The sequence below is a fragment of the Teredinibacter haidensis genome, assembly GCF_014211975.1.
Lineage (GTDB): Bacteria > Pseudomonadota > Gammaproteobacteria > Pseudomonadales > Cellvibrionaceae > Teredinibacter > Teredinibacter haidensis.
The window spans coordinates 4,781,041-4,805,151 of the sequence record NZ_CP060084.1 but is presented as its reverse complement, the minus strand read 5'-3'; the positions used below and the strand labels follow the sequence as shown (position 1 = coordinate 4,805,151).

Genomic DNA, 24,111 nt, shown 5'->3' with positions numbered 1-24,111 from the left:
AAACCGCATAACAAGGAAGGGCTTCCCGGCACTACTACCGGGAAAAGTATCAGGCTACCTGAACAGGTATCGTGTTTGAGGTACGGTCTACGGTATTATCTTGGTTTAGGTACACCAACTTGGGTTTAAAACTCTCCGCCTCAGCCTCGTCCATCTGCCCGTAGGCTGCGATAATAATGCGATCTCCCACCTGTACGCGACGGGCCGCAGCGCCGTTCATGGAAATCGTTTTGCCACCAGCAGCTGCCAAAATCACATAGGTGGAAAAACGCTCACCGTTATCCACGTTGTAAATTTCAATACGTTCAAATTCGCGCAACCCAGCCAACTTGACTAGGTCAGCATCGATTGCACAGGAACCGTCGTACCAGAGTTCAGCCTGAGTAACGCAGGCCATGTGCAATTTACCTTTTAACAGCGTAACTTGCATAGTTTTACCTCTACTTTCTCAATCATTCAAGCGCTCCCCCAGCTAAAGGGATACGTTATCAATTAATCTTGCGCCCTGGGTAAACATCGCACCCAGCACAGTAATTTCTAAATCATCGTTGGCGGCAGGTTCAAGTGTTTTACTATTGCAAATAGAAACGTAATCAGGCTTAAAGCCCGCTGCTCTGATTTGCTCTCTTGCCTCGTCTTCCAACCGTAAAAAATCCCGCTCGCCTTCCAGAATCTGCTGTTTTGCCCAGTTAAGTGAACGGTTCAGCTGGCTCGCTCTAGGCCTTTCCTGATCGGTAATAAAGCTGTTGCGCGAACTCATCGCCAAGCCGTCGGCCTCGCGAACGATCTCACCGGCAACAACCCTGACAGGAATACACAGATCCTCGACCATGCGGCGTATTATAGCCAACTGCTGGTAGTCCTTAACACCAAATATCGCGATATCAGGCTGAACAATATTAAACAATTTGCTCACCACCGTAGTGACGCCTTCAAAATGGCCGGGGCGACTGGCGCCGCAGAGTACACCAGCCATAGAGGGCACAATCACCCGCGTCTGCTCGTCCATGCCGTTGGGATAAATTTCGTTCTCTTCCGGGCAGAATAGGTATCTGCAACCGATATCCCGCAACTTGTGGCTGTCACGCTCAAGAGTACGGGGGTATTTATCCCAATCTTCATTGAGCCCAAACTGCAGCCGATTGACGAAAATACTCACCACTACTACATCACACAAACCCTGCGCCTGCTTAACCAGCGCCAGATGAGCATCATGTAAATTACCCATGGTTGGCACAAAGCCCACGGTTTTACCCTGTTCGCGAGCAGCATCTAAAGCTTTGCGTACGCTATCGATGTGGTGAAAGATTTCCATAATCAAAAGTCTGGTGATGATCAACGGGCCGCGATAATACCGCTGCGGCGTCACAGCGACAAGCTTGACGGCCTTTAAATAGTCGCAGGCCCAGTCGCGCGAAGCAAAACCCCACCTGAAATTGTTATTGCTGCGAATAATACCCCGCAGCAAGGTTGTCGAAGCGCGTATATTTGCCGACAAAGGCTGCCCGACTGGTGCCGACCTCACCATTACGCTGCTTACCCACGATCAGCTCGGCCACCCCCTTATCGTTACTTTCCTCGTTGTAATACTCATCGCGGTAGATAAACAGAATAACGTCGGCGTCCTGCTCGATGGCTCCGGATTCACGCAAATCCGAGTTCATGGGGCGCTTGTTGGGCCGCTGCTCTACACCTCGATTTAGCTGCGAAAGAGCGATAACAGGGCAGCTGTATTCCTTCGCCAGCGCCTTCATGGAGCGTGAAATCTCCGAGATTTCCTGGGTCCGCCCTTCAGTGAAACCTCCGATCTGCATCAACTGCAGGTAGTCGATCATAATCAGACCGGGATCACCATGCTCTCGGACGACGCGGCGAGTACGCGCACGCACTTCCGCCGGCGACAGGCCAGAGGTATCATCGATAAACAGCTTTTTGTCTTTTAACTTGCGAAAAGCTGCCTCCAGCTTGGGGAGATCTTCATCACTGAGCTTACCGTTGCGCAAAGCACCCTGATCGATACGCCCCACTGAGGAGAGCATCCGCATAATCAAGGCGTCGGCGGGCATTTCCAAGCTGAACACCAGCACCGGTTTTTCCTGGGTAAACATGGCCGCTTCCACAAAATTGAGGGCCAGCGCCGTTTTCCCCATGGAAGGGCGAGCCGCAAGAATAATCAGTTCGCCATTTTGCCAGCCGGAGGTGCGCTCGTTCAACTCGTCCAAACCCGTGGATAGTCCAGTGATATCAGAATCAGAATTAAACAATTCATCGATTTTAATCGCTGTTTTTTTCAGCAGCGCATTAACATCTTCAAAGCCACCCTCTTTCGGGCGCTCTTCGGCGATCTGCATCACCTTGCGCTCGGCCAGCTGCAGCAGATCATCGGATTCCAAACCGGCCGGGTTATAACTGGCACGACTGATTTCAGTTGCTGCAGAAATCAGCTGCCGCAGAGTGGACCGCTCTCGCACAATACGCGCGTAGGCCACCACGTTAGCACTACTGGGAACATTGGTTGCCAGGTCGGTGAGATACTCAAAACCACCGCACATTTCCAACTCATCGTTTTGAGTCAAAAATTCAGATAGGGTAATCACATCGATGGGCTGATCTTTTTCCGTCAGCTGTACCATCGCATGATAAATCTTGCGGTGGCTCGACTTGTAAAAATCCGTTTCCTGCAGGCTCTCACCCACGCCGTCAAAGTTGGTGGCGTCCTGCATCAAGCCACCCAGCACCGATTGCTCTGCTTCTAGGGAATGGGGCAGCTGAGCGCCCTCCTGCAGGTTAGCGGAGAGAGTCGCGGCAGAGCCCTCTGGCTCAGAGAGCAATTGAGATTCAAGTTCAGACATTGACAACAAAAACCGTAAAATGACGTAAACGCAAAAAGGCGTAGCCAAGCACCGGATGCTTCCAGCCTCGAACTACGCCTATTACTTTATCTTGTTACCGATCAGGACTCCAGAACGAGAGCCCGAGTGCGCTATTACTCGGCAGTGACAACTAACTTAACGGTATGAGTAACGTCAACATACAGCTGAATATCAACGTCGTACTCACCCACTTCGCGCAGAGTACCCTGAGGCAGCTTCACTTCGGCCTTGGAAACCGCAACGCCACTTGCCGTGATTGTATCAGCGATATCGCGCACGCCAATGGAACCGAACAGCTTACCTTCATCACCCGCTTTCGCAACGATGCTGAACTCACCTTTTTCAGTCAGTAGCTTAGCGCGGCCTTCAGCAGATGTTTTGCGGTCTGCAGCTGCAGCTTCCAACTCTGCGCGTCGCGCTTCGAATTCAGCTATGTTTTTCCCGGTGGCGGTAATAGCCTTGCCTTGCGGCACCAAGAAGTTACGGCCGTAACCGGCTTTCACACTAACCTTGTCGCCAACGGTACCTAACTTACCTACTTTTTCGAGCAGAATAACTTCCATCTCGCTTTCCTCTAATGTTTATGCAGCAACACTATCGCTGCATTAAATTAATTCTCTTTCTGTAATCGATCCAAACATCGGTGAAGCCAAACACAACCACCAGAAGCACAAACGGCGGAAACAACACCAAGGCGATATAGAGTGCGACCAACGGCCCCGCTCCCCACTTCAACTTGGCTACCAGCCAATGACATAAGCACAACCCGGCGACCAGTAACGGCATAATCACCAGCATCTGCCAATAGAAGTAATCTTCCCCCTTCCATTCGCAGTAGGCAAAGCCCAACAAACAGGCTACCGCCAGTGCAACAGTCAATCGTAGCTGATGCATTTCCTGCTTCAACCCACCAGGGTTATAAAGCATGGCCTGCCACCAGCGGGCAAGTAAAATGCCCATCAGTGCATACACGGCAATTGAAAATGCCATTGCACCAATCACGATCTGCGCGGATAACTCGCTTACAATCGCTTTCAACTGTTCGCGTGTTTCCTGTGGCTGAGCATCCAACAAGGTCTGATATGCGGAGATTAACCCTTCTGAAGGGCTATCAACGGTGGCCGAAGCCAACAGTGAAACCAGCATACTCAGCGCCACAATGGCAGCCAAAGCGGCGGACCAAGACACGGTATAACGCAGCACATTGGCTACGCAGCAGGCAACAAAAATAGCGCCAACGCTAAGATATACCGCAAAGGAACCAACGCCTTCTATCGCAAATACAACTGCAATAGCGATAATGACCCAAACGGTCACAAAGGTGCCTTCCTGCCAACCTTTTCTCAACGTTACCAAGCCAATGGCTGATGGCGTTAAGAGTGCTAATAGGGGAATAATGCTCCCCACCAGGGCTACTACTATCGCCTGGAAGCGCCCGCGTATAACAAACTCAGCAAGCGTGCGCATCATGGCTGAAACCCTATTGTTTGTTCAATTACTCGTGTGAATCAGTGTATGGCAACAAGGCCAGGAAGCGGGCACGCTTAACAGCGGTAGCCAGCTGACGCTGATACTTGGCCTTGGTTCCGGTAATCCGGCTAGGTACTATCTTGCCAGTTTCGGAAACGTAAGCTTTTAACGTATCCAGGTCTTTATAGTCGATCTGCTTCACGCCTTCGGCAGTGAAACGACAAAATTTACGACGACGGAAAAAACGAGCCATGATTATTCCTCCTCACCAGTAGCTTCTTTGGAAGAATCGTCTTCTGCAGGAGCTTCTTCAGTTGTTTCGGCTTCAGCTTCTACAGTAGCAGCGGCTTCAGCAGCACGACGCTCAGCGCGGTTTTTGCGCTCGCGGTTTTCTTTCTCAATTTTCTGGATAGGAGACTCTTCAGTCACAGCTTCGTCGCAACGAATAACCATATTGCGCAAAACAGCGTCGTTGTAACGGAAGTTGGTAGTAAGCTCTTCAAGGGCCTCATCGGTGCATTCAACGTTCATCAAAACGTAGTGCGCTTTGTGAATTTTGTTGATGGAGTAGGCCAGCTGACGGCGACCCCAGTCTTCGAGACGATGTACGCTGCCACCGCTATCTTTAACGGTTGCAGTGTAGCGCTCGATCATACCGGGCACCTGTTCGCTCTGGTCAGGGTGGACCAGGAACACAATTTCGTAATGACGCATTATCGCTCCTTACGGGTTAGTAGCTTCCTGCGCGAGCAGTGAAACAAGGAGTATCGCCTGCAGCGCTTCAAAAGCGGCCGCGAAGCGGGTTTAGGGCGGCGGATTGTACGAGGGGCAAGGCCAATTTGCAAGCGAATTGGCGGGGCGCAGGGGGAACGGGTGCCGGAGTACTCGCTTTGCGACCTACTGAGAAGCACCACTCCACCGAGTTTCCGCCAGCGCAGCACTCCCAAAGAAGCACTACGCGCTTCTTTGTCTCACGACCTCAAACAAAACTACCCCTGTCGCCACAGATACATTTAAACTTGAGACACTACCTGCCATCGGTATTTTTACAAGATCATCACAGATTTCTTTCGTCAACCGGCGCATACCCTCGCCTTCGGCCCCCATCACAATCACACGCGGACCTGTAAGGTTAGTGTGGTAGATATCGGCTTTGGCTTCACCTGCCGCACCCGCCACCCAGAGCCCCTTCTCCTGCATGTTTTTCAAGGCGCGAGCAAGGTTAGTGACAACTACCAACGGCACGGTTTCGGCCGCACCACTAGCCACTTTTCTAGCCGCCTCATTCAGACTGGCAGAATTATCCTTGGGAACAACCACCGCATGCACACCCGCCGCATCGGCCGAGCGCATACAGGCACCGAGATTGTGAGGGTCGGTTACGCCGTCTAATACCAGTATTAAAGGATCCGTTTCGGTATTGTCGATCAAATCCAGCAGATCTTTTTCATCGTATTGCTTACCCGGCTGCGCCAACGCGACTACCCCCTGGTGACTGCCATTACACAAGTCATCCAGCTCACGCTTATCCACAAAGCGGGGTTTGATCTGGTAATTTTGTGCGGCAGCCAGCAACTTTTTAACGCGCTGATCTTGGCGATCCTTTACGACCAACAGCTCACAAATGCGCTGAGGTGCGCTCGTCAACAACGATTGTACGGCGTGTATGCCGAATATGGTTTCGGTTTTCATAGAGTGGTATCTGTCTTATTTTTTCGTGGTTTTTTTGTGTTTTACCTGTGCTCCCTTGGGAGCTTTTTTCGATGAGGAGTCCACTCGCTTTGCGTGCTTTTTCCCAGAGCTTTTCTTCCTTTTTTTGGCTTTTGGTTCGGTTGTGCCCGGCGCCGCTTTGACGGCCCCATCTACTTTAGCTTTGCTTGTTTTGACTTCACCTGCCTTGGCTTTACCCGCATCCACATTAACTTTAGACCGTTTTCGTGGCACTCTCCCACCGGCTTTACGCATCAGCTCCTGCTCGTATTCACCAGCAAGATTTTTGGCTTCAGACGAGACTTTGGTCTTTTTCTTTACTCGCGGCTTGGCTTCGTTTAATTCGAAATCGATTTTGCGCTCATCCAGATCCACGCGCACCACCTGCACTTTTAACTCATCCCCCAACCGGAAGGCCTTGCGCGTGCGTTCACCGACGAGCCGATGATGGGTTGCATCGAACTGGTAGTAATCCTGAGGCAGACCAGTAATATGCACCAACCCTTCAATAAAGATGTCCTTTAGCTCGACAAACAAACCAAAGGCCGTAACTGCACTCACCACGCCTTCGAATATTTCGCCTACCCGGTCCTTTAAAAATTCGCACTTTAACCAACTCACTACGTCGCGCGTCGCATCGTCAGCGCGGCGCTCTGTTAGGGAGCATTGTTCACCAAACACTGCCATATCGGCGATGGTGTAGGGGTAAATATCCTTTGCACTTAGAGCTTGGGCTCCAGGGTGCCGTTTAACCCGGGAGGTTTCCTGCTGCGAACGAATAACCTTGCGAATTGCGCGGTGAATCAACAGATCAGGATACCGACGAATGGGCGAAGTAAAATGCGTATAAGCCGCGTAAGCCAAACCAAAATGGCCGTTATTTTGTGGCTGGTACACCGCTTGATTCATGCTGCGCAACAATACGGTTTGGATAACGTGCTGATCTGGCCGTCCCTCTATGACCTCCATTACCGTTTGATAATCCTGTGGTGTCACCTTTTCCGACCAGGGCATACTCAACCCCAGCTCTGCCAGATAAGCGTATACACGCTCGATTTTTTCTGCCTTGGGGGATTCATGTACACGATAGAGGCTTGGAACCTCCAGCGCTTCTAAAAATCGAGCGGTACACACGTTGGCGGCGAGCATGCACTCTTCGATCACTTTGTGTGCATCATTGCGCTCAGTGGGTACGATACGCTGAATCTTTCGCTCACTGTCAAACAGAATACGAGTCTCTGTGGTTTCGAAATCGATAGCGCCCCGTTCTTCGCGGGCTTTACGCAGCACATTGTAAAGCGCGTAGAGCTCATCTAGCTGAGGTAAAAGCTCGTGATACTGCTTACGAGCACCACTTTTCGGACTGCCCTGATCTTCCAACACCTGCCCCACCTGCGTATAGGTCAGTCGCGCATGGGAGTGCATAACCGCTTCGTAAAACTGATAGCCGCTGATGCGCCCACTGGCGCTGATCGTCATCTCACAGACCATGCACAAGCGGTCAATTTTTGGGTTTAGCGAACACAACCCATTTGAAAGTACCTCCGGCAACATAGGAACGACAAAATCGGGGAAATAGACCGAATTACCACGCTGCTGTGCCTCTCGATCCAGAGCCGAACCAGGCTGCACATAGTGAGAAACATCGGCAATTGCCACATATAGCCGCCAGCCGCCGGAACGTTTGGTTTCGCAGTAAACCGCGTCATCAAAGTCTCGGGCATCCTCACCATCTATAGTGACAAAGGGCAGCTTACGCAAATCAATACGGTTAACTTTATCGGCCTCGGCCACCTCTGCCGTGTAATCCTGCACCTGCTGCTCAACGTCTGCAGGCCACACATGGGGAATACCGTGGGAGCGAATGGCAACATCAATTTCCATTCCTGGGGCCAGATGGTCCCCCAATACCTCAGCGATATGGCCTGTAGCCATCTGGTGACGGTCCGGCTGCGCAACAATATTGACCGTGACAATTTGCCCCGGCAGGGCACCCGCAGTTTTATCCGGCGGCACCAGAACGTCTCGCCCAATACGAGGGTTGTCTGGCCTCACATAGCTAATGCCATGCTCGTTAGCCGCAAAGCGGCCAACAATCTGCTGGGTGTTTCGTGCCAGCACTTCAACGATGGCGCCTTCCACACGACCTTTGTAGCCCTCGGGACCGGGCCGAGCCAGTACCTCGTCACCATCAAATACCTTGCGCATCTCGCGGTTGCTGAGATAGATATCCTGCGAGCCATCGGCAGGGATCACGAAACCGAAGCCATCCCGATGCCCCTGCACCCGACCACGCACCAGCGCCATCTTATCTACGCGACCATAGGCGCCTTTGCGATTCGACATCACCTGCCCATCTCGCTCCATCGCAATTAAACGGCGACGCAGAGCCTCAATTTGGTCATCACTGTCCATTGCCATAGCCTTGCACAAGGCACGGTGCCTCATCGGCCCCGGCGCTTTGTCCAGTAGATCCAGGATAAATTCACGACTGGGAATGGGGTTGTCATATTTTGCCGCTTCACGCTTAGCGTGAGGGTCTTGGTGAGGAGAGCGTTTTTTTTGGGTCAAGGGAGAATCCATGAAGGGAAGGAAGGGTTATAAGTTGCAATATAGCAAATCCTTGGGTGCTACATAAGCCACGAAAGGTAAAATTGCCCCAGACAGATTGACAACTTTCGCCAACGACTTTATAGTGCGCGCCCTGCTTGGCGGTTACCGCTGGGCAGCGATGCCCAGGTGGTGAAATTGGTAGACACGCTAGCTTCAGGTGCTAGTGGCCTTTGGGCCGTGGAAGTTCAAGTCTTCTCCTGGGCACCATATTTAAAAAGCCAGCCTCTTATGAGGCTGGCTTTTTTATTTCCCGCTGATAAGAAAACCACCTCTTAATCGCTCCCAGCACCCAGATCTCTCGCGATACTTGTACATCCTGCGCATCGCCCTGGGGGCCATACAGCGAAAAAACCGGCTCTCTTCATTTTCACTCTTCCCCTCTCAACCAATTCGTAGTCTGTTACTGTAACCCCCCAAACTCTGCTGTCAAATTATCTCCACAACGTCCGACCCAAACCGCTCCCTTAAACAATCAGTTACATTCGTAATAAATTTTTACATTTCAACACTCGATCCAGCATTAACAACCATTTACCATCGGCAAAGTAACCGACAACTAACTAAAAATAAGGAAATACACAATGTTACGATACAAAGAGCTGTACAAAGCTCTGGCTTTTACCGCTTCGCTTGCGATAAGCAATTCTTTCTCCGCCGACTTTTCAATTGGCGCATCAGTTGGTGTTAGCCAACCACAAAACTCAAACTATGAAAACGGATCCTTTGGAAGCCTTTCTGCAGGCTACCAAACGAATGCAATTCAACTTCAGATCGGTTACATGTACCTCGGCGAATTTGACCTAAAAAATGACGACCCGAACGCGAGCATCGAATCTCGCGGCCCATTTTTAGAGATAGCCAAAATATTTAAGTTCGAAACATTTCATCTAGAGCCGACTATTGGGCTAGCACAGATAAAATCCAAAGCTAATTTAAGTGGCTTTCAGGTAGGCGAAAACGAAGACACCGCCCCATTTTTAAAGCTCAGAGTCGTTAAAGAATTAACCGATGGAATTGCCCTTCAAAGCAGCATGACCTATTTCAACGATATAAGTGGGAGTGACGTCGCCGCCATAGATGTTGGCCTACGTTTTAGCTTTAATTAAAGGACTTAAAATGAAACAGTTTCTGCAGAACATTAAAAACAAAAGCGCTTTGACCCTAGCGTTAGGCGTAATGTTATCCGCCTGTAGTGGCGATGACGGCGATATAATCGTGTCTTCGACCAATATTCCTACCAGCGAAATTTACGCCACCATCGACATATATAGCGACGGCAGCGATAGAGCTTATGCTAGCGTCCAACTAACAAAAGAGAGCCCTCCAGCAGAAGGCCGTAGTGGCGACGAGTATGTACGCCTGGATAATGGAAACCAACTTTGGATAACAACAGGAGATATCATCGACGATATTGAACTCGATGGTGATTTATTTTCCGACCTCGTTAACTTAAGTAAAGCCCAGGAATTATTTGAGGGGGAAGAGCGCGGCTTTACGATATACCCCTTTTTCTTTTTTTGGAGTTTTTTGCACGCCACGCAAATTCACTACAACGGCGACCTAAGCAATACCGCGGAAGGCTCCACTTACACTGTTTCACTTTTTAGAGGCGATTTTATCGATGCAAAAAACTCGCACGTACAAATGCCTTCGAGCTTTATAATTAGCGCACCACTGCCGATCGATACCTTTAGTCGAGCCGACGACAATATTCAGGTTGTGTGGCAACCTTCAGAACCCGGCGTCACCATTGAGGCCTCCATTGACACCAGTTGCGCAGGGGGCAAAACCGGTAATTATGCAACCGACATTGGCAGTGACGATGGCGTAATTGAAATCCCGGCGGGAATGCTGCAGGAAGCGCAGTTGACCGGAACCTGCAATACATCACTGACCTTAGCAAAACGTATAGTCGGCCGGTTGGATTCAAATTTCACCGGTGGCTTTATATCCGCGAACCAGGTCCGAACAGTATCCTTTCTCACAACCGATTGACGGCTAGAAGAAGTCAGATATTGGCATTCGCCACCGTCAAATGAATAGGGCCCGCGCAGCCGCTCTGACAACCACTCCAAGCGGAAACACACCCGTTAACCCGAGCCTTTGGGGTGATACTCAGAGGCTTAAAACAAACCACCAAACTAAATAGGATTGATATAACCCTAGGCACCAAGGTAGATAGCTAATTCAGACATCATGTGCCCAGTAAACCAACTACAAACGAAACGACATCTTGAACACCGGCTAAAAAGCAAGCCAGCAATTAACCGGCCAACCAAAGCCAAGGAACATACAAAACGAACCAAACGAATAGCCGCAATTATTTAGACCCAAAGGTTAAACAAGCCGCACACAAACGTTTTGCTGTATAGGAAAGCTGGCGGGCCCGAATTGATTGTAAACCGCCACATCGGCAGCATCACGACCATAACCAATAGCCACATAACCGCCTTTTTTTGATTCCTGGGTAGCATCAAACGTATACCAACGATCGGCAACATAGGCTTCGAACCATGCATGTAATTCCATCGGCTCAAGCCCATATAGATAACCTACCACCATACGGGCAGGGATACTTAGGCTTCGGCACAGAGCAATACCCAAATGAGATAAGTCTCTGCACACGCCTTCTTTCTGCTGATTGACCTCAATAGCGGACAAGGATGAAAAGCTACTTCCTGGCTGATAACGAATCGTTGTATGCAGCCAGCGTTCAATTTCTGCTACCTGATCATAACCGGGTTGTTGATTTGCAGCTATGTCTGAGGCAATGTCCCCAAAACGATCAGACTCACAATAACGGCTGGGCAGCAAATATTTCAGCACATGGTCTGGCAAGCTCTGAATGTCAACAAAGGAGCCACCGGGTTTCTGATCGATACTGTCGGCGGTCATAATTCGGGCAGAGGTAGATAAGGAGAAATCACCCTGCGGGGCAACCAATCGCTGACAAAGATTGCCATAGTCATCGGTAAATTCAAAAGCTGGCACACTGGGGTAAAGCATATACTCCTCACTGGCAATCCATTGCTGTGCACCACTCCTTGGCCGAAGCATTAAAATAAATGGCGTAGGAGAATCGATAAAAAACTTTAAGTCACAACTTGTCTGCAACCACATACTGGTGCAACCCCGCTCAACTAAGGCCTAATTTAAAGCCGTCACCCAAACATTAACAACCATATCCGCTCCTGGCGGCCCATGAAAAGACCCAGCAATAGGTGGTACAGATTCAGGTAATCTAGCTACGGCTACCGCAATATGTTCGCCCCCGACAATATTGCCAATGGTTGGGTCAAAGCCCTTCCAGCCCGCACCGGGAATAAACACCTCTGCCCAGGCATGGGTAGCACCAGACTGACCAGATTGCATAGTCGCGGCATCGCAATAACTGTAGCCACTGACAAATCGCGCCGCAAATCCCAAGCTCCGGGCAGCAGCCATAAAGAGACAAGCGGCATCCCGGCAAGAACCCGAGCCAAGAGACAAGGTTTGCTCTGCACTTTGCACACCTTCTTCTTCACGTCTTCGGTATGTCAAAAACTGGTAAATGCGTTGGTTTAATCGAAGCAACAAAGCAAAGGTTTGAATTTTATCACCAGCCTGCCAGATGCTATCAACCCAAGCGGTTAACACATTTGTTTCTGGACTATTAGCTGGGTTCATGTACGGTGACAACAGCACCTTCTCTTCATTGTTGTAGCTGAAAGGATAATCGACAGCGTAATCAGCAACGAGAAAGTCGTGCGGCGCCTGATCGCTTTGCTGGATAATGATTTCACTTTTGATGATCAAGTGTTGTGCGCTGCCATTAAAGGTGGCTGTAGCAACCGAACTCCCTTCCACATCTCGATGCCAACGCAGTGTTGCCAACGGAGAAATATCTAACGCCGAACTTTCTATGCGTAACTCGTGACCTTCTCTTGGTCGTAATCGCAAAGTATGCGGCTGCAACTGCACCGGCCCATAAAAGTTATAATGGGTCTCATGTAGGATCTTGTAGCGTTTCATTTAAAATTCGCCAACTTAACCGCCGACTGTTTCACATAATCCTCGGCGTTCACGATAAGGTTCATTACAAGACCAACCATCCCCCATCGAATCAATATGGGCATTGGCCGGAATAATAATGGCTGAACAGAACGTAACCTTCTTTTCAAAACCCCTCACACAGCGCCAATCATTGCCTTCGTCATTTATATATGCGTTTTCCGGCAGGACAATCTTGATACACCTATCTTTAGTTTCTCGATAACCACGATCACATTGCCAGTTTTCCCCACGGCGATCAAGGAAAGCATTCTCTGGGATATTCAGAGCAATACAGTCACCATTATTTTCCTGATAGCCTCTCAAGCATTCCCAACCCTTATCATCCGGCGCCCCCGTTGCATAAGCATTGACTGGAATGACGACTTCCTTGCAGCTGCTACCGACATTTTTATAGCCTTTCTCGCAATCCCAGCCTAAACCGTAGCTTGACTCATTTAAAACAGCATGTTCAGGCACATCTACCTTAATGCATTGGATTTGAGTTTCTCTAAATTTGTTTTGGTTTGGCTTATAACCTCTCTCGCACTTCCAACCCAAACCATATTTAGCGTCAAGCAAATAAGCATTGAGTGGCACACGCACAGCTTTGCAGACATCATTACTCTTCAAAAAACCTCGGCTGCATTTCCAATCTGACCCAAATGAATCCAAATACGCATTTTCCGGTACTTTTATGACAGAACAGCCACTGTTGATTTTTCTAAATCCTCTCTCGCAATCCCAGCCACTTCCATACGTTTGTTTATAGGCATTTTGGGGTAGTTCTTTATAAGCATCACCTTGTGCCCATAGGTTGCCTGAGATTAATATAAAAAGTGTCGCTATCGTTGCAATTGAGATCAAATATTTTTTTAAAGATAATGTCATTCCTGAGCCCTTTCTTGTTGTAAAAAACATCCATCTATGTGTTTACCTGAACATAGCTAGGATCTAACGGGACTTCTTGCCGGCTTGTAAAAATCTTCGAGACAAAGGGAGAGGTCATTGCACGAATCAGTGCGCTGTAATTGAGCTGGAATGTCACTTCTTCACCAACAAGCAGATCACCGATAACAGGTTCAACAACAAGGTGGTCACTACTGGCACCCAGAATCTCAATCCCCGCAGGGGCTTGCAGTCCAGAGGGATCAATATCCTGTACGCCAATGGCCAAGATGGCTTGCCTCACGATACCACGGTCAGCAACCGCTTTAGTCTCGCCAAAGGCAGACTGCGCAGTATCTCCTGTAGGCTGTGATGGCTTGAGCTTTGATTCAATAACTTCTGCAACAAGCGTAATAGCATTGGAGTACAAGCCATCAATCCGTTGGCGTTGAAGTGGCTCGCAACCCAGTAATATTGCCTCACCTAAACGCAGATTATTAATTCGCCCTGTGACTGACTCAGTGTCATTCAATGCCCATTGAATATTGGCCGAATTGCCACCCGACACCACGTCCAAGGTCAAATCAAACGTCGTCTCAATAAGCTCTGCAAGCTCAGATAGCATAGCCATATTGCCAGCGTCAGGAGAAATGCCGCTACGGCAAGCGAGATTAGTCCCGATACCTTTGAGCAAAATATTCGGCAGGCTAAGCACCTCACGCACTGTGTCTATTAAATCATCGGGCATAATGCCTTCGCGCAGGTCGCCTAACTCAACCATTAATAATATTTGGTGGGTAAGCCCTTGCTTACGGGCTTCAACAGAAAGTTTTTTTATCACGTCGATTTCAGTATTGCAGCTCATATCTGCATACATAACAACTTGCGCTACCTGGCTGAGCATCGGCGAACGAATCAGTATTATCGTCGCCTGTTTTATCAATGCGTCATTCCCACCAAGACGCATGGCTTTTATATTTTCAATACGCGAATCACCCAGTGCAATCACCCCCGCCCGCAACAGCGTATTCGCCATCTCGACTGAGCCGAGAGCCGCCTTGGTTACCCCCGCGACTGAAATACCGTGTTCAGCGAATCGCATAACCAATTCACGTGCGTTGTGGTAAATTTTATCAAGATCTATTTCCAGCCTGGGCGCAGCCATTAGGCTGACGTCGGCAGATTCACCTGAAGATTCGGGAAGGCAGCAACAACCATGTCTACTAGATATTTGGGTGAGCGCGTTAAGGCATCAGTAACCGGAATACCCAGCTCCTGCTCGTACTGAACAATAGCGGCGCTCACATCGGTATCTGCCATGTTTTCGTGGTTAATGGTCAAACCAATAACCTGGGTGTCGGCGAAAGTTTCAATCAAATTAATTTCTGATGCAGGCGAAGGTATTGACATATGCGCAAAGTCGCAACGATGATCCCGCGCCGGCGCGTGCTGCAAGACCACGCCATTCGCGCAGCTACCACGAAGAATAAAAGCCGAGGAAGAAAAGGCTGGATGGCTTAAAGCGCCTTGCCCTTCAATAATAATCACTTCGGGTTTTTCATTTTCAAAGGCTTCAACAATGGTTGCCTCTAACTCACCCGCACAGAATTGAGATGGGATCGCATCTAGCGCAACACCATAGCGCGCACCCTGAATTAACCCTGTCTGCCCTGTTCCAATCATTACGGCTTTTATACCATGATCATTAAGTGCTTGAGTCAAGACTGTCGCTGTTGTGCGTTTCCCAATGGCACAGTCAGTGCCAAGCACTGCAATACGAGGGCAACTCACCTCGGCTATACGACCACTAAACATGCGCAAATTCTTTTTGGCGCGTGGCTTTCGTATATCTAGTATTTTTACCTTATTTTCTGCACACGCAGCTATAAACACCGGATCATCGTTAAGAAATTCATGTAAGCCGTTCACGACATTCATACCATGACTCATCGCCTCAAGTATCAAGCTGCGCTCGTGAATAGATAACATACCGCTGGACGGGGCCATGCCAAAAATAAAGTAATCCGGTACAACGCCCGCCAGTGCTACTGCATCAGCGAGATCACGACAAATAGGAATATCATTGGTTTTATTATCAAGAACCATACCAGCATCAAGGCCGGATTTTTCGCTATCGATAACAGAAAGGATTTTATACCTCTCCGAATGACGAACAAGCCCGTTGGCGGTTTTGCCGTCAATCGCAGCGAAATTTCCTTCACAATATACAATGGCGGTGGCGGTTCGCTGATTGACGTGTAATGGTTTCAACGGCAAACCCGCCGCCATGTCATTTTTAAGAATAATCGGTCGTTTGACGACAGGTAAACTGCAAGGTTTTGCAGGCATAATTGTTCCTTGAGTGAAAGACTCAGAGGAGGCGACAAGATCGTGCCGACCAGAATTAGCCGAAGGTCAACGAGGAGTCCCGCTAAGTAGAAATACCGCAGGAAAGATATCCCGCTGGCTGGAAGTGATGTAGCACACTAACACACTCATCAGCTAACTGATATGACTTAGAGTTTCTTGCCGCTTTTGATGCCTGCTAAAACCTACATTTAAAGTGATCCCTTTAAATTGATTCTGTCATTACTTTTTGCTTTTTTTGCAGCCTTCTTTTCCTTCTGATTCATCAATGGTTTCTTTTTTGCTTCCTTAGTGCTTTTTCTTTCTTTGCTCATAATTTTCTCCACTTACTGACTGTAGGATCCCCTAATTTTTATTCATACCTTTAAGGAACTTGAAAAGATCGCTGTCTGTGGACAGAACAATGGTGGTGTTTTCGCCGATGATGGCGGGATAAGAAGCCATAGTGCGTGTAAATTCGTAGAACTCAACTGCCTGGGGGCTTTGATTGTAAGCACTGGCATAAATTTCTGTTGCCTTGGCATCTGCCAGACCACGTATTTCTTCTACCTGGCGATAGGCTTCGGATTGGATTTTATTGAGGTCACGTACCCGATTACCCCGTATTCTCGCCGCTTCGCCATTACCTTCAGACAAAAACCGTTCGGCGATCTGTCTGCGCTCGCTGATCATTCTGTCATAAATTTTTGGCCGTACACTTTCGTTGTAGTTGATGCGTTTAAAGCGAATATCCAACAGTTCAATGCCGAACACACCCACTTTCTCAGCCGCCGCCGAAAATATTTCCTGTTCAACCAACTTGCGGCCTTTTTCAATGGGCACTAGCTCACCAACATTAATGCCCTGCTCCGTCGATGGCAAAACAACATCACCAAGAGCAGTGTCAAGCAAAGGTACACGATCTTTAGTGGTGCGAATAATTTCAATTAATTCGTGTTTGGCCACGGCATTTCGAGTCTCACTGCCCAAGATATCATCCAGCCTTGATTGCGCACTACGCTCATCACGCAGGCGTAGAAAATATTGTAGCGGGTCAACAATTCTCCAACGGGCAAATAAATCGACAGAAATATAAAGCTTATCTTTGGTAGGCATGTCCGAAGGAGCACCATCCCATTCCAGCACGCGCTTATCGATGGGATTAACTTCTTGCACAAAAGGAATTTTGAATTTCAGACCTGCCGAAGTGACAGGCTCACCTACCGGCTTACCAAATTGGGTAATGATGACTTGCTCAACTTCATCAACGGTATAAATTGAACTTCCTAAGACAAACACTCCGGCAATGGCAACAGACAATACTACAAACAATGTTATATTTTTCATTGTTGACGCTCCTTTTTGCCATCAAGGCTAAGCAAGGGCAACAGGCCAGCCCCGGCATTATCCATCAGAACTTTAGAGTCTATATTCGGCATCACATCTTGCATGGTTTCAATATAGATACGACGGCGAGTCACTTCCGGTGCTTTTTGGTATTCAGTAAACAGCGCATTAAAACGCAGGGCATCGCCTTCAGCTTCATTGATACGTTTGAGGCGATAGCCATCCGCTTCACGGATACGCTGATCTTTTTCGCCCTCGGCTAAAGGGATTACTTTGTTATATTCCCGCCGGGCCTCATTAATAAGCTTTTCTTTCGATTGTTGCGCCTGATTAACTTCATTAAATGATTCCTGCACAGGCCTAGGTGGGTTAATGTTTTTTAACTGCACCTGATCGATGCTAATGCCCATTACGTACTTGGTGGATAATTCTTGCATTTTCACCAGAGCTTCAATTTCGATCTCCTGTCGACCAATGGTAATCACTTCGTCAACGGTTCTATCTCCAACCACTTCACGCATTACCGATTCCGATACATAGCGCAGGGTTTCAGCCGGTTCACGAACTTCAAACAAAAATTTAACGGGGTCGGATATACGGTACTGAACCACCCATTCCACTAATGCTGCGTTAAGGTCACCAGTCACCATCTGGGTTTCTCGCCCGCCTTCTCGCGTGCCCTGGCCAGGGTCGCGGGCACCCGGCGTAACAAAACCAAATTCTTGCTTTAATTGCCGCTTAACGGGAACGATAGTCGTATTATCAATACCCAAAGGTAGTCTAAAATGCAGCCCCGGAGGCACCTCTTTGAGATACATACCAAACCGCTGCACCACTGCGACTGAATCACTGGGCACCGTGTAATAAGCAGACCATACACTTACCACTATGAGCAATAATATTGCAGCGGTAAGCAGCCCACCCAAGCTGCGGCCAGAATCTTTTCCCGAACCGCCGCCAAGAAATAAACTTTTCAGCCTGTCAATGGCCTGCTCAATATCGGGGGGGGAGGGAGGTCTTGACCCCCATTGACTGCCAGGATCATCATTTTGGGACGGCATTTGATCGCCTTTTGGTAGGAACAGACAAAATTGACTGTTCCATCCGATATTGGGTTGGATTGCCAATTTACAAGGCAAGAGGGACAGATTGACCTTCCGTAGAACCACCGAGGCATATCCGTAAGACCTACTCGCAATAATAATCCTACGGTTAATTAGACTCTATTGAACTACTAGTTACAATGAGTAAGCATCACAAGTTATTAACTAATGAAATTTAGTCCATATATATATGTAGTTCCACGCGCCTATCTCGAAAAATCTCCGTTTAACATACCCCCTAATTTTTCTAGGAAAAATGTGAATATGGTTAACAATCCAAATTCGCCACTGAGCTTGATACAATAAAAAAATTGGAAAAAACAGCACAGAAATCAATATCCGGAAGTTCATTTTTAGCGGCATACAGATGAGGAGTCTGTTTTGAAAAATCCGGGTTTTCTCCTTTTATATCCCACCCCTCGCAACCGATAGAGGGCAGGTATAAATATTATCTACCTTCAAACCGGTAGGGTTTAATTCGCCGACTACAAAGAAAGCCTGCCTACTCATTGCAGCTAACCAAAGTGTCGTCCAGAGCCTTTTGATGACGACACTCGCAAGCAAGAACAGTCTCCCCCCTTCCCTCGGCGCCGGACGATTGTACTAACAATATGTGAACGGTATGATCAATGGCCCACCGCCCCGCCCATACGGATCACTCTCTTGTTCAACCGTAAAATAATCATCGCCATTGCCGGTTTTCTCCTTGCCACCTATATCGCCTCCCCCTACTACGTCACGTAGCGAATGTTCAACGCGATTAAAAACGACTCGGAACAGGGCATGGGAAACTATATCGACTTTTCCAGCGTGCAATCCTCACTAAAAAGGCAGGTCGACGCCTCCCTCAAAGAACAGTCTAACGACCCCATGGCGAGCATGATGGTTTCAATGATCGAAAACCTTGTTAAGCCGGAAACACTGGCACATCTGATTAAATCTGGAGAAATAACACCAAGAACCAAAGTATCCACCGGCGTTGAGCCAGATATAAATCGCGGTAAAATTCAATCTTGGTACGGATTTTTAGACAGACCGGCACGTTTCAGAATTTCACTTGAATAACTCACACTATTTATGGAGTTTAGATCTGCTCGCTGGCAACTCACCGCCATCGAATTAAAAAATCTAATGGGTAACAACCCTGCACGTACAACCCCGCATAGCAAGAAGGAACAAATAGTGCAGGAAGAACTAGAAGAGATACCCGTTCCGCGGCCGATAGCAATTGCAGACACCACCTTATTGAAGCAGCAGATTTCACAGCTGTTTTTTATTGAGGGCGAATTCGGAAAAGAAGCCAGTATTGTCGGCGACTTCTACTACTTCCCAAACTCTGCGAGTATTCGCCCCCGTGTACGCTGGCTAGCGGCCAGCGACATTGATGGTAACGCCGTACTGGGCGAATTTTCGGATAAAACTAAAGCCGAACGAGAAAAGTTTAACATAGTAAACCAGTATTATTACGGCAGATGGAGCGACGCTGTTCCCCTTACGATTGATACTGGCGTTGCTAATGTTTCCGGTATCTGCACACTATCCGTACCCAGTAAAATTGTTAGCTTTTCTATCCCTTCATCGACTACAGACAAACTACATATCTCAAAAGAGAGCAGCGTAAAAGTTACCGAAATGGCAAATGGCGCTCTTACCATTAGCTACTATTACCCCTTCAGGATGACAGAATTCGAGCCAACGATTCTTATTCATAACTGCAAGAATCAGCAACTAAAAAAAACCGGAAGTTCTAGTCAGACGCAAAAAAAGACAATGGCCATTGATGGGCTAACAGGCGAGTACCGGGAAGTCAGCCGTCAAATATCTGTATCTGGCATGTCTACATCGGCCGACGTTTATTTTTCGGTGCACACAACCGAAATCGAAAGTAAATTTATAGCGAAACGCAAGCCAGAGGTGAGCTTTGGAGAACTAAAAACGCCTATAAAAAGGAGCGGTTTGAAGAGCCGCGTGTAGAGCGCCAGCTTGAGATAGTGGACGAAGAGGAAATACATAGCCAATTAAAACAGGAATTTTTACAAACAATGGATTACCAAAACAAAGTGAAGCAGCCTCTCAAGATTACCTTACCGGCAATAGGAAACACGACGTTTGCCAATATAAACTACAACAAATTAAAAGCCTTTCATAAATCGGTGGAAGTGAATTACAAGCCATCCAGATGGCACAGCCCATTCAACGGATTCAGCACCAGCTTTCTTTCCCCAGAAAAAAATTCTGAGTAATATCTAACAGTTGACGCCATAAACGGGTCTATTCTGATCAAGTACCCCGCAGAGATAGTAACCTTCAGAGTAATACAGGGAGAAACACTAAACGACGTAAGGCTTGCCGTCACCTATCCGAAGGGCAGCGATACCCCCAACTACGCCTTCGTGTGGGACACACGCTCCTCAACGCTTATAACGCTAACGGCAGCCCCCTTCGTTACCTAGACGTACCCTCGTTCTGCGGTGAAGAAAACAAAATTATTTTCTGGGGCGAACCTGTCTACATTGAAGTCAAGGACGTTGAACGATGGCTTGAGCTTGAAATACCCGCGAATAAAACTGAAAAGGACTTGATAATTATAGAGAGCTAGCCTCTAAAACTGGAAAAATATCGCTCTATGCAAGCAAAAACCATAACGAAAATATCGTTATCACCAGCAGAGCTCTTACACAATCATCTGCATATGCTTTTTCTCTGGATTTAAGGTGTCAATACTATTTATACCGGATCGCAGGGTATGCCGAAATATCTCCGGCCCAAAAACATACCGATTGCTCGACTCGAGACCAGTAGCACTCCCATGATTCAAAGTTATTGCTAAATATCCACACCACAAACAAGACGCAACGCCCTTCGTAAATTTTACTCTAATGGATACCGGCCTCTCGGTATTGAGCTAAAAACAACGCTGGAACAACAAAAGCCCTTTAAAAAATGGGCCCGGAGCTTGGTTTGCACGCTATAGCATAAAGCTTTTAGAAAGAGGAACAGGTGGTGTCACTAAAATTCAGGCAAAAAAAACCCCGGCCATTGCCGGGGCTTTGCTAGGTTTTTGTTAGCTTGTATTACTCAGCAGCGGCTTCTTCTGTAGCTTCTTCTTCAGGAGCAACAGGAGTCGTTTCTACAATACCGCCTTTACCGTTTACAATCTCTTCACCGCGAGCAGTTAACGCTTCTGGATCAGCAACGTCGGTGGTCATATCCCAAGCCATTTCTTCCTGGATATTACCAAACCAAGACCACGCCATCCAACCAAATGGAGCACTGCGCTCTTCGAAGCCGAGAATAGTTAATTGAAGATCTTCGGCAACCTGTCCGCCTTCAGCAATATCAACCGTGAGGTTCTCGAAGTGGCTGAGATAGTGGAAGTCGATTTGATCGATAACCACTTCTTCTTTTTCAACCGGAACCATACCTTCAATAGTGAAGTACTCCATTAACACTGGGTCGGTAGTACCCAAGCTAGAGCCTTCTTCCGCAGCGATATCAAAACCAAAATGTTGAGGTGTTCCGTCGCGGGCAAATTCCGCAGGAAACTCGACATCAACACTGATATCTTTCCACTCGCCAGGAACGAAATCATCTTGCGATAATTCAATAGCGGTAAAGTGGTTGGACCAGTCTTTATCTTGAAGGAAGACCTGGAAAATGTAATTGACACCGGCAAAGCTCGCGGGAACCTGTATCCGCGTTTTAATGGTTAAAGGCTCGGACGCAAGGTCGAGATTCTCTTCTTTATCCCAGTTGGACTTCTGGACGTTAATACGGGCACTGCCAGCATCATTCACAGACATTTCCAAGTTGCCGTTATTCGCGGTAACCGTGGATGAATCGCCCCAACTAAAGCCAGCAAAACCCTGTGCATCGACATCAAAACTACCGTCAAACTGCACACCCAACTCAAAGTCATTGGTTGCAATTGTACTGAAGGTCAGATCGTCTAACAGGATTGCATCTGTAGAGTCAGTGATGGATACACCATCAGCAATACCTAAGCTACCTATCACAAGACCAACCATATCACTACCGGCGGGGAACGTGGCTCTAACCGAAACATCAGTCCACTCACCATAGGTAAAGTTGGCTCCACCAAGGCCTGATGATTCTACCCAGTCACCTTCATTATTGAAGAACTTGAAGTAGAGCCAAGAGCCTTCATACGCTGTGGGCATCAATACGCGTGCGCTAATCTCAATCTCTGTACTGAAATCGACAGAATCGCCAATGCCATTGAGCTGTAGATTCACGTCACCGCTTCCAGGTGCACGAGCTATCGCAACCGCTCCGTCCTGATGACTAACTACGGTCTCGCTCCCACCAGTTACCCAACCGCCTACATCAGCTTCGTAGTCTTGGCTAAACATCTCGATTGCGCCAGAACCTTCGACAACTTTCAGGTTATCAATCTGGATGGCACCACCAACGTCAACAGGCTTACCGTTAGCAACAATTTCAACACCGATCTTAGTTACCGCTGCTATATCGAAGCCTTCGTCAGCCCAACCGAAAGAGGAAGCATTTTTAACGGAATGCTTGTAAGTATTCCAAACACCTTTTTCAAAAGCCCATGCACCTTTCCAGACGAGGTTTGCGTAGCTGTCATTAACATCGCGCAGATAGACCTGAAAACCCATGCTGCCATCGTCGATATAAGCATCATCTACTTTGATATCGAAGAAAATGTCTGAGTTGGCAACGCTAATGGCTTGCTCAAAGGGAATGGCAACGCCCACTTTGTCGGCATCACTAAGCCAATCAATAGACAGGTCGGCAGCGTAGTCACCCGCGGCCGTAGCCATCAGTTCTTTGTGGCGAACAGGTGATTCACCCACGCCAGAACCACCAAACTCACTCATAACGACAGGAATATCCTGCTCTGTCATTAGAGCCATCGCTTCAGCAGCTTTAGCGCCAGTTTTCCATTGGCTGCCGTAACCATGAACAGACAGAATGAGGTTATCTTTCTCATCCGCTGCCATCAGTTCCAGAGCACGACCACTTACAAAAGCAAAGTAGTCTGCGCCACAACCAGGAGCACTGACAACGATAGGCACATTAAAACCCGCATTACGCATTTGGCGAATAGCTGTTTTGTAGCTGTCAATATAACTTCTATAGCCGCTGCTGTAGCCGTTAAAGATTTCTTTAGGGCCCCAACCGCTGGCGAGGTTAATCATAATGAACGGCTGATAACGATCTTGCGCCAGAATATCCCGCCATTCACCCAACCAGACATCAGTTATAGCATCGTTGAAGGCTTGTTCATTATCGTCACAGGCCAAAGTTTCATCCCAAAGCGTCAACTCGGCTACCATGCCGTGTTCAGCAATCTGGATAATAGCGGCTTCCAGGTTGGCAGGGTTTGTATCGGCCTGCAACTGCAAACGAACCACATTGGAGCCGGTTGCCGCAATGGCTGCGACCCCATCAATATTGTCGAGAAGGTTATTGCCAAACGGCAGGTTAGCGCCACGTAGCAAGATAGGAGCACCATTGGCCAAAACAATGTTGGTGCCATCGGTTGTTATTACCGGGGCATTTTCGGAGGGACGTGCGGCTGTTGGATCCTCGGTAACAACCTCTGGAGTGAGTTTATAGTCATCACTGTCTGACGTGCCGAGCATACTACCACCGCCACAGCTTTGCAGAATAACTGCACTAGAAAGCAGGGCTAAAATTTTAAATTTATTTTTCATAGAAAACTCCACAAATTCGGTTTTTTG

22 protein-coding genes and 1 tRNA gene are annotated in these 24,111 nt (G+C 48.1%); 5 read left to right on the top strand and 18 right to left on the bottom strand.

Annotated features, from left to right (window positions below):
- Nucleotides 1–49: 49 nt before the first annotated feature.
- The 9 genes from panD to rnr form a co-directional block, all read right to left on the bottom strand.
- Nucleotides 50–430 (bottom strand): aspartate 1-decarboxylase, encoded by a 381-nt coding sequence (gene panD / locus H5715_RS19535; protein ID WP_075186569.1) that lies wholly within the window; start codon nt 428–430, stop codon nt 50–52.
- A gap of 42 nt (nt 431–472) precedes the next feature.
- The gene (gene panC, locus H5715_RS19530; RefSeq protein WP_075186628.1) at nt 473–1,315 is read right to left on the bottom strand and encodes a pantoate--beta-alanine ligase; all 843 of its coding nucleotides are present in this window, start codon (nt 1,313–1,315) and stop codon (nt 473–475) included.
- A gap of 124 nt (nt 1,316–1,439) precedes the next feature.
- Nucleotides 1,440–2,852 carry a replicative DNA helicase gene (dnaB, locus tag H5715_RS19525; protein ID WP_075186568.1) on the bottom strand — a complete coding sequence of 471 codons (1,413 nt, stop codon included), beginning with the start codon at nt 2,850–2,852 and terminating at the stop codon, nt 1,440–1,442.
- 134 nt (nt 2,853–2,986) lie between these two features.
- Nucleotides 2,987–3,436, bottom strand: coding sequence for a 50S ribosomal protein L9 (rplI, locus tag H5715_RS19520; protein WP_075186567.1), 450 nt, complete (start codon nt 3,434–3,436; stop codon nt 2,987–2,989).
- Nucleotides 3,437–3,467: 31 nt separating this feature from the next.
- Nucleotides 3,468–4,343, bottom strand: a complete 876-nt coding sequence (locus H5715_RS19515; protein ID WP_083608105.1) for a YybS family protein — start codon at nt 4,341–4,343, stop codon at nt 3,468–3,470.
- Nucleotides 4,344–4,368: 25 nt separating this feature from the next.
- Entirely contained in the window at nt 4,369–4,596 is a 228-nt protein-coding gene (gene rpsR, locus H5715_RS19510) for a 30S ribosomal protein S18 (RefSeq protein ID WP_075186566.1), read from the bottom strand.
- A 2-nt stretch (nt 4,597–4,598) separates the two neighbouring features.
- A complete protein-coding gene (gene rpsF, locus H5715_RS19505; protein WP_075186565.1) occupies nt 4,599–5,057 on the bottom strand; it encodes a 30S ribosomal protein S6 in 459 nt (152 codons plus the stop codon).
- Between the two features lie 240 nt (nt 5,058–5,297).
- Nucleotides 5,298–6,035, bottom strand: a complete 738-nt coding sequence (gene rlmB, locus H5715_RS19500) for a 23S rRNA (guanosine(2251)-2'-O)-methyltransferase RlmB (RefSeq protein ID WP_075186564.1) — start codon at nt 6,033–6,035, stop codon at nt 5,298–5,300.
- Between the two features lie 15 nt (nt 6,036–6,050).
- Complete coding sequence (gene rnr / locus H5715_RS19495) at nt 6,051–8,624, bottom strand: ribonuclease R (protein WP_075186626.1); 2,574 nt, start codon at nt 8,622–8,624, stop codon at nt 6,051–6,053.
- 162 nt (nt 8,625–8,786) lie between these two features.
- Between rnr and H5715_RS19490 the strand changes: the two genes are divergently transcribed.
- The 3 genes from H5715_RS19490 to H5715_RS19480 all read left to right on the top strand — a co-directional run bounded on the left by H5715_RS19490 (nt 8,787) and on the right by H5715_RS19480 (nt 10,661).
- A tRNA-Leu gene (locus tag H5715_RS19490) sits at nt 8,787–8,873 on the top strand.
- Between the two features lie 374 nt (nt 8,874–9,247).
- Nucleotides 9,248–9,772, top strand: coding sequence for a porin family protein (locus H5715_RS19485; RefSeq protein WP_075186563.1), 525 nt, complete (start codon nt 9,248–9,250; stop codon nt 9,770–9,772).
- A gap of 10 nt (nt 9,773–9,782) precedes the next feature.
- A complete protein-coding gene (locus tag H5715_RS19480) occupies nt 9,783–10,661 on the top strand; it encodes a hypothetical protein (protein WP_139309829.1) in 879 nt (292 codons plus the stop codon).
- A 342-nt stretch (nt 10,662–11,003) separates the two neighbouring features.
- Here H5715_RS19480 and H5715_RS19475 read toward each other — a convergent pair whose 3' ends face one another.
- From H5715_RS19475 to hflK, 8 genes are all read right to left on the bottom strand, one after another.
- The gene (locus H5715_RS19475) at nt 11,004–11,786 is read right to left on the bottom strand and encodes a transglutaminase-like domain-containing protein (protein ID WP_075186561.1); all 783 of its coding nucleotides are present in this window, start codon (nt 11,784–11,786) and stop codon (nt 11,004–11,006) included.
- Nucleotides 11,787–11,813: 27 nt separating this feature from the next.
- Nucleotides 11,814–12,677 (bottom strand): transglutaminase family protein, encoded by an 864-nt coding sequence (locus H5715_RS19470; RefSeq protein ID WP_075186560.1) that lies wholly within the window; start codon nt 12,675–12,677, stop codon nt 11,814–11,816.
- A gap of 15 nt (nt 12,678–12,692) precedes the next feature.
- Entirely contained in the window at nt 12,693–13,586 is an 894-nt protein-coding gene (locus tag H5715_RS19465; protein ID WP_075186559.1) for a hypothetical protein, read from the bottom strand.
- Between the two features lie 34 nt (nt 13,587–13,620).
- Nucleotides 13,621–14,748 carry an alanine/ornithine racemase family PLP-dependent enzyme gene (locus H5715_RS19460; protein WP_075186558.1) on the bottom strand — a complete coding sequence of 376 codons (1,128 nt, stop codon included), beginning with the start codon at nt 14,746–14,748 and terminating at the stop codon, nt 13,621–13,623.
- Nucleotides 14,748–15,932 (bottom strand): N-acetyltransferase DgcN family protein, encoded by a 1,185-nt coding sequence (locus tag H5715_RS19455; RefSeq protein ID WP_139309828.1) that lies wholly within the window; start codon nt 15,930–15,932, stop codon nt 14,748–14,750. The genes H5715_RS19460 and H5715_RS19455 overlap by 1 nt, the downstream gene beginning before the upstream one ends.
- A gap of 209 nt (nt 15,933–16,141) precedes the next feature.
- Entirely contained in the window at nt 16,142–16,264 is a 123-nt protein-coding gene (locus tag H5715_RS20460) for a hypothetical protein (RefSeq protein ID WP_281388174.1), read from the bottom strand.
- Between the two features lie 31 nt (nt 16,265–16,295).
- The gene (gene hflC / locus H5715_RS19450; protein WP_075186557.1) at nt 16,296–17,276 is read right to left on the bottom strand and encodes a protease modulator HflC; all 981 of its coding nucleotides are present in this window, start codon (nt 17,274–17,276) and stop codon (nt 16,296–16,298) included.
- Entirely contained in the window at nt 17,273–18,337 is a 1,065-nt protein-coding gene (hflK, locus tag H5715_RS19445) for an FtsH protease activity modulator HflK (protein WP_075186556.1), read from the bottom strand. The genes hflC and hflK overlap by 4 nt, the downstream gene beginning before the upstream one ends.
- A 789-nt stretch (nt 18,338–19,126) precedes the next feature.
- Here hflK and H5715_RS19440 point away from each other — a divergent pair.
- Nucleotides 19,127–19,444 carry a DUF2939 domain-containing protein gene (locus tag H5715_RS19440; protein WP_075186555.1) on the top strand — a complete coding sequence of 106 codons (318 nt, stop codon included), beginning with the start codon at nt 19,127–19,129 and terminating at the stop codon, nt 19,442–19,444.
- A gap of 117 nt (nt 19,445–19,561) precedes the next feature.
- Nucleotides 19,562–20,353, top strand: a complete 792-nt coding sequence (locus H5715_RS19435; protein WP_139309827.1) for a hypothetical protein — start codon at nt 19,562–19,564, stop codon at nt 20,351–20,353.
- 1,100 nt (nt 20,354–21,453) lie between these two features.
- On the opposite strand, the gene H5715_RS19430 is transcribed toward H5715_RS19435, so the two are convergent.
- Complete coding sequence (locus H5715_RS19430; protein WP_075186551.1) at nt 21,454–24,084, bottom strand: cellulase family glycosylhydrolase; 2,631 nt, start codon at nt 24,082–24,084, stop codon at nt 21,454–21,456.
- Nucleotides 24,085–24,111: the final 27 nt, after the last annotated feature.